This is a genomic window from Serratia sp. GW822-FHT06D09 (genome assembly GCF_058799515.1).
Genome location: NZ_JBXALO010000003.1, coordinates 506330 through 521152, shown reverse-complemented (window position 1 = coordinate 521152; position 14823 = coordinate 506330). Strand labels below are relative to the sequence as shown.

The following is a 14823-nucleotide window of genomic DNA, read 5'->3' as shown; positions in this document are numbered from 1 at the left end:
CAACGGCAAGCCTACCCCTAAAGTATCAGTGCGTGAAATTGATTTAATTAATTGAAAATAAGATAGAAATTATGAGATGGAACTTCTATGACGGGATGTGCTGAGCGGGGCGAGGTATTTGGGGGTAGAAACGGGCTGATGCCCGCTTCCGATTCGGTGAAGTGATTAAAAAAGCGCATTAGCCTAAATCCATCTCATGCCCTATCCACTCGCCGCTGTCGCGGTTGATAAATTGCAGATACTGCTCATATTCCTGTTCGCCATAGAACAGGTTCAGCAGCGGCGTTTTATAGAACGACTGCCACATCTGCCCCAGCATGATCGGGCGACGCGGAACGTAAATGTTCTCTATCAGGTTATAACCGGTGGCCATCAGCATAAAGCACAGGAAGAAGTAGTTGAATCTGCCGCGGATGAACGATCCCCGATGAGCCACGTAATAAAACAGCAAGAACACCGAGGCCACGCTGGCATAGCGGCTGGCCGCCTGCAGCGAGCTGGAACACAGGAACACAAACACCACCAGCCATGCCGCATAGTTTTTGATGTCCCCCGCCTGATTGCGCATCGGGTGAGCGAGCATAAACACGCCGAGAAACAGCGCCGGGAATAACACAATCAGGAAGTTAATCATGCCGTTGGCATTGCCAGATGTCAGGTAGTCGCTGGCGTACATGCCGGAGGTATAGACGTCGGAGTAACTGTTGATGCCGGAGATCGTAATATGGGAAACGATAAACGGCAGCGCAAACTTGGCGGTCAGAAAGGCGATGGCGCTGAACACCACCGTCAGCAGGCGGTTCAGGCGCATCACCCGGCTGCACAAAAACACCCCCACCAGCAGCATGCTGGAAAAATGGGTCAACATGGCGAACAGCATCAGGCCCGCGGCAAGCGGACGGTTAAGCTTATGGCAAAACAGCACCATCGCCAGGGTCATCACCGCCATCGAGAAGCCAAAGCGCAGCCCCATGGCAATGATAAACGGGTTAATCAAAAACAGCACCGCCAGATGCAGCAGCACAAACTGCCGCGCCGTGAACACCTTGCCGGAATGCAGCATGACGATATTCAGCGCGCTGAGATAGCAGTAAACCGACAGCGCGACGTACAGCCCCGGAATAATGAAAAAGGGGATCCCCAGCGTTTTGAAAATATAGAAATTGGCGTACAGCACCACGTCCACCTTGCCCTGAATGACATCACTCAGGCGGGTCGCCGAATTGATGGCATCGTAGTTGGCAAAGTGGCGGTAAAGGTCCGCCAGCGGCGGAATTTTGATGAAGAAAAAGAAAAAACACAGCGCAATCAGCACATAAGCCGCCGAGTTTTTCTTTCCTGCCCTCAGCGTGCCTATGCTGTGCAACAAGGCGAAAAGCGGTACCGTCAGCAACAGTACGCTGCCGATCAGCGTCGAACGTTCAAAGCGCATAATCATCCTCTGAAAGGGGGAATCTCTTAAGGGTAACGGAGTACGCGAAACGCATCTCAGAACGGCACGCCGCGGAAAAATACATTGCGGATGATATTTTTCATATACACCCCCGCCATCAAGCCGCTATTAACGTAAACAATGCCCTTCAACCCATAGAAAACGCCTGCCAGGCGACTCTTGCCGTCGGTCATGATGCGCGAAGTAATGCAGGTATGGCGCAGACGCATGATCTTGCGTGCCCGGGGTGACACCTGCGGCATCAGCCGCTGCTCAAACTGCATTTTGTTGCGGTAGCCAATAATGCCCTTCGGACTGGAGGTGATGCGTTCGCCGTCATGGTCGTTGTGCACCGCCAGTCGTTCATGCAGCGTACCGATCTTCGCTCCGGCCGCCAGCAGCCGGTAAAGGAAGATATGATCCTGGTAGCGAGGAGTGTTGAAAAAACCCCGTACCGCAATCGCCGTGCTACGGCGCATCATGATCATCGGCGTGTAGGCTACGCCGGCCAGCATAAAGTCCTCCAGCCCTTCGCAACGCGCGCGGTAGTAATGCTCGGCGCTGATCTGCCCGTTTTTCAGAATATCCATATCGCACAGGCTGACGTCGTAATCGCCCTGCTGCATAAACGCCAGTTGACGGGCGATTTTCTGTGGGTGGTAGTAATCGTCATCGTCCAGAAAGCTGATGTACTGGCCGCTCGAACGCAGGATCCCGCTGTTACGTGCCAGCGCGCCGCCGCCATTGCGCCTGCGCGGGTAATAGATAATCTCACCCCGCTCAATGTAGTCGGCCAGGCGTTCGCGGGTCGCCAGGCGATGGGCGTCGCCCTGCGGGTTGTCATCCACCACGATGATTTCCAACGGGCGATGGGTTTGTGCCAATACGCTATCGATGGCGCGTGCCAGCAGTTCGCTGCGGCCATAGGTGGGTATGATGACGCTGACGGTGATACTCATAGTTTTATTCTGCCTGTTGGGGGCGAGAGGGCTCGCCCCAATTGACATGGGTACAGCATGCTGCTGCTTTGACGAAAACGGGAAAGAGGCGAATGCTGTGCCGCTAGCCGCGCAGGTTGTACAGCCGGGCCATCAGGTAGTAGGCCAGCGGGCTACGGTAAAACAGCCGGTTTTTACGGCTCAGCATTTTACGCTCCTCGCCGCGCAGGCCGGAATAACGGCGCTTCAGCTCGCGGGTTTCGCGCAACGCATCACGCGGCCCGAAAAAGTCCAACCCCACCAGCAAGCGCGCTTTCAGGGTGGTGACGTAGAGAATCGAGTAAAGCCCATGACCCAGCCCCTGCCGTCGCCCGCTGTCAGCGCCGTCGAGTGCGTAATCCAGATCGTCCAGATCGCGTCGCTTGGGCGCGCGCGTAATGCCATTCGGGTTGGCGCGGTATCCCACCAACGGCGTATCGCAGACCACGATGCGTTCGGCGTTCAGGTAAAGCTGCGGGATCAGCTGAATATCTTCAAAATTGCGCCCCGCCGGGAAGCGAGCCTCATCGAACAGCGTTTTGCGATAAATCCTCGCCCAGGCGTACCACATGCTGCGGTTAAAGCTGTCTGCCAGCAGCGCCATATGCTCATCACGCTGCTGCGGAGCCGCATTACAGGGCACGATAGCCATGGTTCCGTCCGGTTGGATCTTGCCGTTATTGAAGGTCGAAAAGCGCTGGGCGTTGAAGGCCACAATGTCGGCCAACGGATTATCCGCCAACAAGCGCCCCAAAATGCTGAAGTAGCCCTCCAGCAGTACGTCGTCGGAGTCCAGGAATCCAATGTAGTTCCCCTCGGCATGGTCAATGCCGTTGTTGCGCGCCTGGCTTAACCCCTGATTTTCCTGGCGCAAAATGCTGACCCGCCGTTTGTGCTGCGGGTAGCGACACAGCATCTCTTCGGCAATGCCGATGGCCCCGTCCGGGCTACCGTCATCCACGATGATCACTTCCGCCCAGTCAGGCAGCTGTTGCAGCACCGAATCAAGGCACGCCTCGATATAAGCCTCAACCTTGTACACAGGAATAATCAGGCTCAGGGTAATATTCATGACCGGTTATCCTTTATCTTCTGTTTGACGTTGCACCCATACCGCACGGCTGCCCATCGAAGGCAATTCCGCCTCAATCTGCCGTTGCCCCTGAGCCTGCCAACCGGCAGGCAGATCAAAACGTGCCGACATTTGACGGTAATAAGGGTTGGCTATCAGTACCAGGCCGCGATCGCCGCGAATAAACAGCCGGGCCGGGATGGCGGTATTGTTGCCTTGCAACAACCGGCTTTCACCGGAAAGCAGGTAAGGCTCAAAGCTGACAATCTGCTGTGCTACGCCGGCGACGCCACGCCAGATAGCATCGAACTCCTGCTGACTGAAGCCGCCACGCTGGCGCTTGTAGAACAAGTCGGTATAGGAATAAAACAGGATGCCTCTGGCCCCGCCGATCAGCCCTAGCCAGGCCTGATTGCGGATCTCCGCCTCGGTAGGCTGACGCGGTTTGCGGCCGGGGGCGTAAGCGGCATGATCCATAATTTGCATCACCAACCAGGCTCCTTTTGCCTGGCGCGCCACCTGGCTGGTAATACGGCTGTACTCCAGCGTCCGCGTCAGATCGGCGTCTCTGCCGACCGGATAAGGGTCGCTGGCCAACACGTCCGAACTGTTGAAATAGGCATTGAGCGTCCCGGTCTTGTCCAACACCTGGAACGTCAGGTGATCCGGATCCAACTGCTTGACCTGCAGGTGTTTTTGCTCAATCTGCGGCACATATTCCGGGCCCAGTTCGTCGTTGATGTACCAGGCGAGCAGGTTTGGTTGATGCTTGAACTTCTCCACATAGCTGGCCGTCAGCTGCGGATAGCTCATTTTGGTTTCCGGCGCAAAGCGGGTGCCGGCGTACATATCCTTGAGCGAAAAAATCACCTGCAAACCATACTGCTGGGTTTTGCGGAAATAGTTATAGGGGTCGCGGCCGGTGCCGTAGTTGTAATTGAGCAAGGTATTGAAACCGGCATCGCGGATGCGCGCCAGATGTTCGTCCGTCGCCATCTCGCCGTACATGTAGATGCCGAGCGGGAAGAAGCGCTTGCCTTGCTTCAACACGTAACCCTGAGCATCCAGCGCTACCTTGGGCTGCGGGCGACCGACGCTGATCGGCATTTCGCTGCGCTGGCTGCGTTGCGAAGCCACGTCCGTCACCTGCTGCTGCAAACGATACTCGCCGGCGGCCAAATCGGCCGGCAGCGGAAATTCCACCTTTTGCTGCCCGCTGATGGCATAGCGGCGGCTGTCACGTTTCACCGCGGTGTTTTTGTCATCGACTAGGGTACTGTCCACCTGCACCTGCTGCGGATCCACCACTTCAATCAGGCTGGAGGCCGCGCCGTTACCGCTGCGCATCTGGTACAGCTCCGGCGCAACGGGTTGCAGGCAGGCGTAAACATCGTCAAACCAGGCATTGCCGGTGGTGCCCTGACGCAGATAAACGCCCAGCACCACTTTCACCGCCCGTGGTGGCACCCGAAAATCGCCGGTCACCGGCTGCCAGCCGCTGGTGCCCAGCAGCCCCTGCGGATAGCTGCCCGCCAAAAAACGCCCCTGGTCGTCATAGCTTTCGACAAACACGCCGGCGCCCTGATTTTCGCCCTTGCCCCTGAGATTTTCACCGCGAACCCAGGCACCAAAAGCCAGCTGTTGACCCGGTTTGACCGACAGGGTTTGCAGCATGTTGTGGTAGTTGGCCGGGTTGTGATTTTGATAAAACAGGCTGCTCTGACCGCCGTGGCCACCCGCGACCACCTGCGCCGAGGCCAGCGACCACCCGGCCCCCCCCTGCTCGAAGCCGGGATCCTTGAGCAGGTTGCTGTCGCAGCCGGCCGCATTGGCCAGCCCCGCCCAGCCGGCGCTCGCCAGCAGGCAGGCCGAGGTTAGTTTGCTGAAATTCATTGTCTTTTCATCACCGCGCTGTACAGATAGGAGAAGAACAGATAACAGGACTTCTGATAGGAAAGCCCCAGATGGCGGCGATATATCTGCCACTGCCAGTCGGCCGCGCGGAATTTATTGCCGGACAGCGACTGCGCCGACAGGCGATAAAAGGCCAGGGGTTCGGGGATGCAGTAAGCCATGTGGTTCCGCGCCTTCTCCAGTACCGACAGCCACATCACGTAGTCCTCATGGCCCACTTTGCTCTGGTACACCTTGCCGACCTGTCGCTGGTTGTACATGCCGGTCAGATTGCCGATCCAGTTGCTTTTCAACATGTCTTTATAGGCGATGATTTCGCCGGCGCCGCGGTAGTTTTTCACCCGCGTCGGGTCATCTTCGAAGGTGTAATAATGGGAGCACACCACGTCGTAGCGGTTGGTCTTGAGAATACCGACCTGACGCGCCAGCTTGTTCGGGTGCCAGACGTCATCGCTGTCGCAAAATGCAATATAATCGCCGCGTGCGGCTTCAATCGCGATGTTGCGGGTCTCGGCCACGCCCTGATTGGTGTCGTTGCGGATGTAAGTCAGACGATCGTGGATGAACGGTTTCACCACCTCGGCGGTATGGTCCGTAGAAGCATCGTCGATCACATACAGGTGATAATCCTGGTAAGTCTGGTTCAGCACCCCGAGGATCGACTCTTTGATAAAGCCCGCTGCGTTGTAAGCCGGCATGATAACTGAAACTTTTTCCATCTTAACCTCCAGCGATAAGCTGTTGCCATTGGGGATAAATACGCTCGGGAATGTACTGCTGCGCCCGCGCCAACGAGTGCAGAGAGAAGCGCTGACGCAACTCGCCGTCGCCTATCAGCGCCAGCGTTCGTTGGCTGAAGGCCTCGATGTCACCCTCTGGAACCAGATAACCGTTTTTACCGTCATCAATCAGTTCCGCCGGTCCGGTCTGGCAGTCAAAGGCCACCAGGGGCAGGCCAAAACTCATCGCTTCAATCAGCACCATCGGCAAGCCTTCGTAACGCGAGGTCATCAATAGCATCGCGGCCTGACGGTAGTGGCCGGCGATGTCCGCCGTCGCCGGCAACAGCTTCACCTGATCACCCAGACCGGCGGCGTCAATCTGCTGTTGCAGTGCCCCCCGGTCCGGGCCGTCGCCGACGATATGCAGTTGCCAACCCAGCGCTTGCGGCGCTATCTGCTGCCAGGCGGCGATCAGGCGGTCAAACCCTTTCTGTCGGCATAACCGCCCCACCGCCAGCGCCACCGGCTGTTGCTGAGCCGGTTGCGGCGGTTGCACCGGGAAGGGTGAAACGTTCTCAATCACCCGACATTTGCGGCCGGGCACCCAACGGCTGATGGTGGCCAAATCTTTCTTCGTCAGCAGTACCGTGCGGTCACCGAGTCGGTAGACCAGCACCTTTAGCCACTTCATCGGCCAGGCATACTGGTGAAAACTGACGTGCTCACTCAGCAACAGCCGGCTGTTCGGACACAGCAACCGCAGGTACGGCACCATGATCGACGACAGTTTGCCCATCGAAACGGTGATAATTACGTCATAGCGGCCGCGCCGTAAAAACCATGCCAATCGCCAGGGCCACAACAGCGTTCTGCCAGGCATAAAGCGTAAACTCACTGACTCCTCCAGCGGGTAAAATGCCCGGTCGCCGCTGATCGACACCAGATCCACCTGATGCCCCAAACGCGTCGTCAGCGCATTGGCCAGGCTGCTGGCCACCCGCTCGGTACCGCCTTTTTCGGCGATGTTCTCAATCACAATCGCTACTTTTCGTTGCTGCATGTCATCTCCGAAATCCCTCGCGGGCGGTACGCAACAGTCGCCCGCCCAGTGGAAACAGCCCCAGTCTGGCCAGACAGTCGCCGTACAGTTTGATCGCCCTGAATTTGCTGCTCAGGGCATCGCGCTCGGTGCGCGCTGAGTAATAGGTGAAGGCCTGCAGGTTTTCGCTGTACAGCGAGGCCAGCAGGTGTTTGCAGGCAAAACCGCTGATATAGCGGCCGCTGGCATGAAGGTAAGCATCGATAAACTGCTCGCTGGCATCGATATTCATCCGGCAACGATCGGTATCGGCATCGCCGCAGCGGATAAACACGCCGCGCCCCTCGTCGAAGGCCACCCTGGCCCCCAGATTGGTGGCGTTGACCAAAAATCCCCAGTCTTGATACTTGTAGAGAAACTCCGGAAATAAAAAACGCCGGTCTTCCTTTTTGCGCAGGCTGATGGTTGAGGTGCGAATATCACCCATATCAAGAAATAAAAAATCCGCTCCCGCCACACCCTCTTTATAATCGAAACGATAACTGCGAATATTCTTATCACTTACCGTGACGTAGTTGCCGAAGATAATGTCTATTCGGGGGTCCTGATGACGTTTCAGGCGGCGGATAATATAGTTGGTATTAAACGAATCCTCCGGCTCCAGAAAAAAAACCACGTCCGAGCGCGCTAAACGGAACCCGGTATTGCACGAGGCTGCCGTATTACGCCGCACTTTACTTTCGTGCAGCCGCGCCCGACGATTGGCGACCAACAGGCTGCGCATATTATCCAACTCTTGTTTGTCCGATGCATTATCAACCACGATAATTTCGTAGTCGAAACCGGAGCAGGCATTAGTCATCCTGACTAATGTGGTGGCCAAACTGGCTGAGTTATTAAAAACGGGAATGACAATCGATAAGTCCATTTATTACCTCAACAATATATTATCATTTGGCAAAACAATGCTAATGCCAACGGAATAGCTTGTTATCCCAGAATATCCTTGTCCGGTTACTTCCCCCCGTCCTGACGCGGTAAATACGCGCAGCCTACCGGTTACTCAACTACTCCTGGAAATAACCTCCCCACTCTTGTTCAATAATTTCCGGTGTGAATCGTTGCAGGCCGGCTCCGGGAGTAAATGTTAACTCGCCAAAATAGATCCGTTCCTGCACCTGATAAAAATCCACCCTTACGTAAGAGAACTGTTCTGCCACCTGGCGTGCCAGCTGCAGCATCTGATCCAGGCGACAGGGTTTCTCCATCGGCACTTCGCTGTTGGGCACCCCCATGCGGATTTCGGTGCGGTTCCATTGGGCATCGAAAAAATCACGGCGGTGGTCGATAAAGCGCTGGTAATCAATCTGGATGAAAAAACGCACTTCCCCGTTGCGGTTAAAACAGTGGATCTTGATGTCATTCGGGGTTTTGCCGTCTTCCAGCAACATTTTTTCCACCATGATGCACGGCGAAATATCCTTATAATGACGCTCGCGATAGACCTGATAAAAATTCTGTCGCAGCCAGCTGTTGGTCAGCACCCTCAATTCATTAAAGCTGGTCTGGCTTTTATCAAACACCAGCTTGTTATAACCGCTGCCGTGATTCGCCTTAATCACAAAGGCGTCAGGCAATGACTGGTACATTTCCTCAGTTAATTTCTCACCCTGAGCATAAAGTTCAATCAGGTATTCTTTCCCCCACAGCTTTTCAATATATTCCCTGACCAGATACTTATCGGACAGCTGAGTATACATCGCCAGAGGATAGACTTTCCTGCGCATCAGTTTCTCGCTATACCCCATCGGTTTAGCCAGATGCGGTAGCTTGCGAAAAAACAAAGCGTATTTTAGCTGATGATATAATGCGTCGGGTATATTACGGTAAAAACCCTTCACCAGATTATTTAGCATAAAGTTCTCGCACCTTCCCTATTAGTTGCGGCAAACAGCGGTAGCAGGTGACCTGCAGCCGGGTAATTTGTCCTTTTCTAAAAAAGCCATTAAGTACAAAAAATGAAATAAATTCGGTAATCAACGTTGATATCGCCGCGCCCAAAATGCCATAACGCGGGATCAGCACCAGATTCATCAGCACGTTGACCAAAGCGGCCAAAGGCATTTTTATCGCGATAAACCGATAACCGCCAAACAACACGATCGCCCGGTAAGAGACAGTGCCCATCACCGAGAACAGCGATGTCACCGAGCACAGCGCCAGAATAGTGGCAGTTTCACGGTAACTGTCGCCAAACATCAGCTTCACTATCGGGCCCGGGAACAGCGACAGCAGTAATATCACCGGCATAGAAAGCAGCAGAACCACCAGATACAGCAGTCGGATCCGCCCTTCCTGCTCGCTTACGGAACCGGCGTTGGCCACCCCCGGCATCATCGAGGTAATCAGCGCAATGGGCACAAAGACCCACCCCTGGCTCAGGGTGATGGCGGCGCTGTACAGCCCAACGCTGTGTTCCCCGAGGTAGTTACCGATCATGATCTGATCGATACGCGTATAGATGACAATCGATAGTCCGGACACGGCCAGCGGCAGCCCCACCTTCAGCAGATAGCGGCCATAGCGCCGTTGATGACGCAGGCTGATGGGCCGCATGCCCCCTTTCTCGCGGCGAAACAGCAGCCAACGTACCCCGTAGGGGATCAGGCTGCTCAGCACATAGGGCACCGCGAACCACTCCAGCGGCAGCTTGGCATGCACCAGCGCCAGCCGCACAACAATCGACAACAGCAGCGCCACATTGTTGATCAGCGTGTTCAGCTTCGATTTCAACAGGGCGTCGTAATAAATTTTATAAACGTCCTGCACCGAGAAATATGCGCTGACCAGCATTAGCGCCATCATGATCTGGCTGGTGCGATCCTGCGTCAGTAACGCCCAGGCCATCAGCGGCAACGCAATCAGCGCAAAGAGTTGCCGCCGCAGACGCATCGAGGCCAGCATCAACCGAATGCCACTTTGCCGTTGGCGGGCGACGCGGTTGAACAACACCGCGTCGGCCCCCAATTGCACCAGCGGAACCGCGATGGCAATCACCGACAGCAAATAGTTAATCAGCCCGTACTGCGCCGGTCCCAGATAGCGCGCGACGTAAACCGAAACGAAAATCCCCGACAGGCTCAGCGATACTCGCTCCAACATTAACCACAGGGAGTTCATCAGCATCGCTTTCATAGGGTTACTGGACCTTTTCCTGATGGCTCGGGTAAGCAAAGGCATAGTAACCGGCGTCGGTGGCGGTTTTCTTCACCATGCCGTTGAGGATCACCCCTTTAATAGCGACGCCATTTTGTTCGAAACGACGGATGCTGGTCTCAATCTGCCTGACGGTGTTGACCTCGAAACGCACCACCATCAGTGCCGTACCGGCGTGATGCCCAACAATCGCCGCGTCGGTCACCGCCAACACCGGTGGTGTGTCGATCAGCACCAGATCGTAATTCTGGCCCGCCCAACGCAGAAAATCGGCAAAGCGCTGGTGCATCAACAGTTCGGACGGATTAGGTGGCACCTGCCCGCGCGGCACAAAATCCAGGTTGGCGATATCGGTCTTTTTCACCGCCATCTCAGGCGCAATCAGCCCTGACAGCATATCTGACAAACCAGCCTTGGCGCTGTTGTTCAACCAACGGTGCAAAAAGCCTTTGCGCATGTCGGCGTCGATCAGCAATACCCGCTGCCCTGCCTGAGCTATCACCACTGCCAGGTTGGTGCTGGTAAAACTTTTACCACTGGCAGGGCTGGCGCCGGAGACCATCAGAATATTGTTTTTGGCCTCCATCATGGCGAAATGCAGGCTGGTGCGCAGGCTGCGGATAGCCTCAACGGATAAGTCTTCCGGTTCTTCCTGCGCCAGGATCGGCAGTTTGCCGCTGCTGTGTTTGGTCAACAGCTGCTGCTGAACTCGATTGCGCTTTTGCTGCCAGGGCGAAAGCGGCACCGTGGCATACACGCTGATCCCACGCTTTTCCAGCGTATCGGTATCGCTGATGCCACGATGAAGCGCGGCACGCAACACCACCACTGACGCCGACAGCACACCGCCCATCAGCAGAGCGAAGAACACGATCATCGCTTTTTGTGGCTGTACCGGCCGCAGACCGGTTTCGGCCTCATCGATGATGCGGATGTTGCCCACGGTACCGGCCTTGCTGATGCTCAGCTCCTGCTGCTTGTTCATCAACTGCATGTAGACCTGCTGATCCACCTGCACGTCGCGGGTGAGGCGCAAAATTTCCTGCTGGGTTTTCGGCAAGGTTTGCACCTGTTTGCCAAGCCGCGCCTTTTCAGCCTCCAGCGTGGCGCGCTTTTCCAACAGAGCACGGTAGGCCGGGTGTACCCGGGTATAGAGCTTGGAAATTTCCGCCTCTTTGAAGGTCAACTCATTGAGCTGCCCTTCAAGTTGCACCTGGGTGTCCAGCACCGACTTGGCCTCCAGCGACAGGTCTACCGAGTCGTTCTGCTGGCGGAATTGATTAAGCTGATTCTCGGCGTTATTGAGCGAAGTCTGGGTCCGTGGCAACTGCTCATGCAGGAAGGCCAGCATGCGCTGGGCTTCTTCCGTTTTGCGATCCACATTCTGCTGCAGGTAGTTATCGGTGATACTCTTGAGCACCGCTTCCGCACGCTGCGGATCCTCCCCCGCCAGGCTGAAGGTCATGATGCCACTTTCCTTGCCGCCAGGTGCGACATCGAGAATATTGCGCAGATCGTCCACCGCTTTTTGGCGCGGCACGTTAACCACGGTGAAGGTGGTGCCCGGCTGCGCTTCAAGCTCGCTCACGTTGACCGACCAACCGCCCTGCTGCAGCGTTTGCCCCACAACGCCGCTGAACAAGGTTTTGCCGTCATGACTCAGGCTGTAATGCTGCGGATCATCGACGGTCAGGGTCAGTTCCTGGCCCTGCATCACCGCCGGCACCTTCATGGAAGAAATACGCAGTACCGGCGTCACTTCGCCACTCAGGCGAGCGATGCCCTTGCCGAACAGCGGGAAATAGTCCGGGCTGATGCGCACCGTCAGGCCGAGGTCGTCGACGGTTTTGCCAATCACGTAGCGCGATTTCGCCAGCGAGACCTCGTCCTGGGTCGCCGAGTTCTGACCGACTCCGCCGATCGAACTGTCCAGCGTTTCGCGCAGCAACGAGTCGCCCGAAAGTTGTTTTTCCACCTGCACCAAAGCCGTGGCCTGATAGATTGGCGTTGCCATCAGAGCATAGGCACAGCCCAGGATCCCGGCTACGCCGGTCACCAGCAGAATGCGCCAGCGGTTGTCCCACAGCGGGCCAATCAGGCGCTCCCACTCCAATTTGTCGTCCTGCTCGGCCATCACAATCGGCAATGCATTGTTCTTCATCATCGGTCTTCCTTTAGTCACCGTTACGGGGTTACCAGTTACGTACCCGCAACGTGGCCTCACTGAGGTCGTTGAAGCTGGAAATGGTCGGTACCAGCTGGCTAATCAAGCGGTTCCAGCGTGCGACCGGTGCCGCGGTGACGTACACCACGTCATAAGGCTCCAACTGGAATTCGGTGCCCATCGCCAGTGCGGCGGCATCAGACAGGTCGAACTGGTACAGCGACGCCAGCCGTTTTGGCTGCTTGCCGCCGTTTGGACGGATCACGAACACCCCGGTGGCATCGGCCACCGTCTGGCTGATCCCTTCGGAACTGCCCAGGGCCTCGGTCAGGGTCATGCCGCTGCGGTCCATTTTCAGCGTCGACTGCTTGCCAACCTCGCCCATCACAAACACTTTCAGTTCATCGTTACGCGGCACATAGAGGATGTCGCCGGGCGTCAACAAATGGTTCTGGCTGATGTCGCCGCGCTGCATCAATGCCTGCAGTGAAATCGGCTGTTCTTTGCCCTGGTGCGTCAGCACCACGTTGCGCCAGTCGGCGTTATCGGTCAGCCCGCCGGCGGCGTTGATGGCATCCAGAATGGTCAGCGGCACGTTGGTCACGGCCTGCTGCCCAGAAGTTTTCACCTCGCCAGTCACATACACCTTCTGTGAACGGAAGGCGGCGATGCTGACGTCCACCTGCGGACTTTCCACATAGGTCGCCAGGCGGCTGGCAATCTGGTTGCGCACTTCGGTAACGGTTTTGCCCACCACCTGCACCTTACCAATGTACGGATAGAAGATGGCGCCATCGGCATGCACCCAGTTACCGGTATCACTGGCGCTGCGGTATTGCCCTGCCGGGGTGGTCAGCTCCGGGTGATCCCAGACGGTAACGTTGAGCACGTCGCCAACGCCGATGCGGTACTGATAGCTTTGCAACCGCTGATCCAACGCCAGGTTGGGTCGCGCTACCGGTTCTATGCGACGCATTTTTTCCAGCAGCATCGGCGTGACGCGATATACCTGAACCTGTTTATTCAGATCGAAATCTTCGTCCTGTTGAGTCACTTTTTCTTTGCCCTGGGTCGGCAGGTGTGAACCCGGAAAGGCGGTGCAACCACTGAGCAGCACGCTGGACAGCACCAGTGGCATCAAATGAGGCAAATGAAGGTTCATAACGGTACCGTGAAAAACGGGCCGCCGTTGCGGCCCGTGGGAGGATTAACGATCGGCGGTAGGGTTATCGGTAAAAACTCTGCCCTGACGGGGTTCGTGCAGCAGGGCAAAATAACCGAAGAAGCAAAATACAAAGGCCAGCAGCATCAGGTGATCGGGCAGTTGCAGCACTTCGCTGCAGATGCCGACGCAGGCCAGCGTCACCGCCAGCATGCAGCTCATACTCAGCGCCTGACGCGCATTGAGGCCACGACGCATCAGAATATGATGCAAATGATCGCGCCCAGCCTTGAAAGGACTCTGTCGACGCAGCAAACGACGCGTCATCACCGTTACCATGTCCATCAGCGGAATGGCAATCAGCCACAGTGCGGTCACCGGTCGCATCACGGCGTCTTCGCCCTGGGTGGCGGCTATCAGCAGCCACAGCACGCTAAACCCAATGACCATGCTGCCGGCATCCCCCATGAAAATCTTGTTGCGCGCACCGAACAGACTGAGGTTGAACAACAGGTAGGCCGCCAGGGCCGCAATCAGGCTCAGACACCACAACGCCTGCTCTTCATGCCCGGCCAAGCCGAACAGGATGGCCAGCGCCATAAACGTGACGCAGGACAGCGCGCCCAGTTGGCCGTCGATGCCGTCAACCATGTTATAGGCGTTGATCGCCCCCCACACCGCCAGCGGCGTGATCAACAGGGCCGCGTAGCCCAGCTGCAGTTCTTGATGACCCCACAGGTAACCAAAGGAGGTGAGTTGCATCCCTGCCGCCAGCATCATCGCCAGCGCAATCCCTCCCTGCACGATGACGCGTGGCGTCACCGGCAGATCAAAGCGGTCATCCAGAACGCCCAGCAATACCAGCGCCGTAATGCTCAGCAAGAAGGTGGTACTGTGCGGCAACCATTCGGGCTGCCAAAAGGTCACCAGCGTCATAATGAGGTAAATGACGATCCCGCCGACCAGCGGAACATGCCCCTGATGACGCTTGCGCGCATTGGGTTTATCCACTAACCCCACCGCCAACGCAGCGCGGCGGGCAATAACCACCAGCACCAGCGCCAAAATAAATATCACGCTCAGTTGATATAACATTGTTCCTCCAGCGAATAAGCACGCTACCGC

General features: G+C 56.4%; 12 protein-coding genes. All 12 read right to left on the bottom strand.

What is annotated here, in order from left to right; translation table 11 throughout:
• Positions 1-178: 178 nt before the first annotated feature.
• The 12 genes from AC1RKG_RS10150 to wecA all read right to left on the bottom strand — a co-directional run bounded on the left by AC1RKG_RS10150 (position 179) and on the right by wecA (position 14793).
• Positions 179-1432 (bottom strand): hypothetical protein, encoded by a 1254-nt coding sequence (locus tag AC1RKG_RS10150; protein WP_217331360.1) that lies wholly within the window; start codon positions 1430-1432, stop codon positions 179-181.
• Between the two features lie 56 nt (positions 1433-1488).
• On the bottom strand, positions 1489-2391 hold the full coding sequence (locus tag AC1RKG_RS10145) for a glycosyltransferase family 2 protein (RefSeq protein ID WP_493182912.1): 903 nt from the start codon (positions 2389-2391) through the stop codon (positions 1489-1491).
• Positions 2392-2494: 103 nt separating this feature from the next.
• Positions 2495-3481 (bottom strand): glycosyltransferase family 2 protein, encoded by a 987-nt coding sequence (locus tag AC1RKG_RS10140; RefSeq protein ID WP_493182911.1) that lies wholly within the window; start codon positions 3479-3481, stop codon positions 2495-2497.
• Between the two features lie 6 nt (positions 3482-3487).
• The gene (locus AC1RKG_RS10135; protein ID WP_493182909.1) at positions 3488-5374 is read right to left on the bottom strand and encodes a carbohydrate binding domain-containing protein; all 1887 of its coding nucleotides are present in this window, start codon (positions 5372-5374) and stop codon (positions 3488-3490) included.
• Positions 5371-6114 carry a glycosyltransferase family 2 protein gene (locus AC1RKG_RS10130; protein WP_044551994.1) on the bottom strand — a complete coding sequence of 248 codons (744 nt, stop codon included), beginning with the start codon at positions 6112-6114 and terminating at the stop codon, positions 5371-5373. The genes AC1RKG_RS10135 and AC1RKG_RS10130 overlap by 4 nt, the downstream gene beginning before the upstream one ends.
• Before the next feature lies 1 nt (position 6115).
• Positions 6116-7177: a glycosyltransferase family 4 protein gene (locus AC1RKG_RS10125; protein ID WP_217331362.1), complete on the bottom strand. Its 1062-nt coding sequence runs from the start codon at positions 7175-7177 to the stop codon at positions 6116-6118.
• 1 nt (position 7178) lies between these two features.
• Entirely contained in the window at positions 7179-8084 is a 906-nt protein-coding gene (locus AC1RKG_RS10120) for a glycosyltransferase family 2 protein (protein ID WP_122079671.1), read from the bottom strand.
• A gap of 139 nt (positions 8085-8223) precedes the next feature.
• Complete coding sequence (locus tag AC1RKG_RS10115; RefSeq protein ID WP_122079672.1) at positions 8224-9072, bottom strand: ATP-grasp fold amidoligase family protein; 849 nt, start codon at positions 9070-9072, stop codon at positions 8224-8226.
• Positions 9062-10351 carry a flippase gene (locus tag AC1RKG_RS10110; protein ID WP_493182907.1) on the bottom strand — a complete coding sequence of 430 codons (1290 nt, stop codon included), beginning with the start codon at positions 10349-10351 and terminating at the stop codon, positions 9062-9064. Before AC1RKG_RS10110 ends, AC1RKG_RS10115 begins: the two co-directional genes overlap by 11 nt.
• A gap of 4 nt (positions 10352-10355) precedes the next feature.
• Positions 10356-12536: a polysaccharide biosynthesis tyrosine autokinase gene (locus AC1RKG_RS10105; protein ID WP_128864750.1), complete on the bottom strand. Its 2181-nt coding sequence runs from the start codon at positions 12534-12536 to the stop codon at positions 10356-10358.
• A gap of 28 nt (positions 12537-12564) precedes the next feature.
• A complete protein-coding gene (locus tag AC1RKG_RS10100) occupies positions 12565-13698 on the bottom strand; it encodes a polysaccharide export protein (protein ID WP_122079675.1) in 1134 nt (377 codons plus the stop codon).
• A 45-nt stretch (positions 13699-13743) separates the two neighbouring features.
• Positions 13744-14793 (bottom strand): UDP-N-acetylglucosamine--undecaprenyl-phosphate N-acetylglucosaminephosphotransferase, encoded by a 1050-nt coding sequence (gene wecA, locus AC1RKG_RS10095; RefSeq protein WP_122079676.1) that lies wholly within the window; start codon positions 14791-14793, stop codon positions 13744-13746.
• Positions 14794-14823: the final 30 nt, after the last annotated feature.

Excerpts from the sequence above, each read along its gene's own strand:
- AC1RKG_RS10150 (WP_217331360.1), bottom strand. The coding sequence starts at position 1,432 with ATGCGCTTTGAACGTTCGACGCTGATCGGCAGCGTACTGTTGCTGACG.
- AC1RKG_RS10145 (WP_493182912.1), bottom strand. The coding sequence starts at position 2,391 with ATGAGTATCACCGTCAGCGTCATCATACCCACCTATGGCCGCAGCGAA.
- AC1RKG_RS10140 (WP_493182911.1), bottom strand. The coding sequence starts at position 3,481 with ATGAATATTACCCTGAGCCTGATTATTCCTGTGTACAAGGTTGAGGCT.
- AC1RKG_RS10135 (WP_493182909.1), bottom strand. The coding sequence starts at position 5,374 with ATGAATTTCAGCAAACTAACCTCGGCCTGCCTGCTGGCGAGCGCCGGC.
- AC1RKG_RS10130 (WP_044551994.1), bottom strand. The coding sequence starts at position 6,114 with ATGGAAAAAGTTTCAGTTATCATGCCGGCTTACAACGCAGCGGGCTTT.
- AC1RKG_RS10125 (WP_217331362.1), bottom strand. The coding sequence starts at position 7,177 with ATGCAGCAACGAAAAGTAGCGATTGTGATTGAGAACATCGCCGAAAAA.
- AC1RKG_RS10120 (WP_122079671.1), bottom strand. The coding sequence starts at position 8,084 with ATGGACTTATCGATTGTCATTCCCGTTTTTAATAACTCAGCCAGTTTG.
- AC1RKG_RS10115 (WP_122079672.1), bottom strand. The coding sequence starts at position 9,072 with ATGCTAAATAATCTGGTGAAGGGTTTTTACCGTAATATACCCGACGCA.
- AC1RKG_RS10110 (WP_493182907.1), bottom strand. The coding sequence starts at position 10,351 with ATGAAAGCGATGCTGATGAACTCCCTGTGGTTAATGTTGGAGCGAGTA.
- AC1RKG_RS10105 (WP_128864750.1), bottom strand. The coding sequence starts at position 12,536 with ATGATGAAGAACAATGCATTGCCGATTGTGATGGCCGAGCAGGACGAC.
- AC1RKG_RS10100 (WP_122079675.1), bottom strand. The coding sequence starts at position 13,698 with ATGAACCTTCATTTGCCTCATTTGATGCCACTGGTGCTGTCCAGCGTG.
- wecA (WP_122079676.1), bottom strand. The coding sequence starts at position 14,793 with ATGTTATATCAACTGAGCGTGATATTTATTTTGGCGCTGGTGCTGGTG.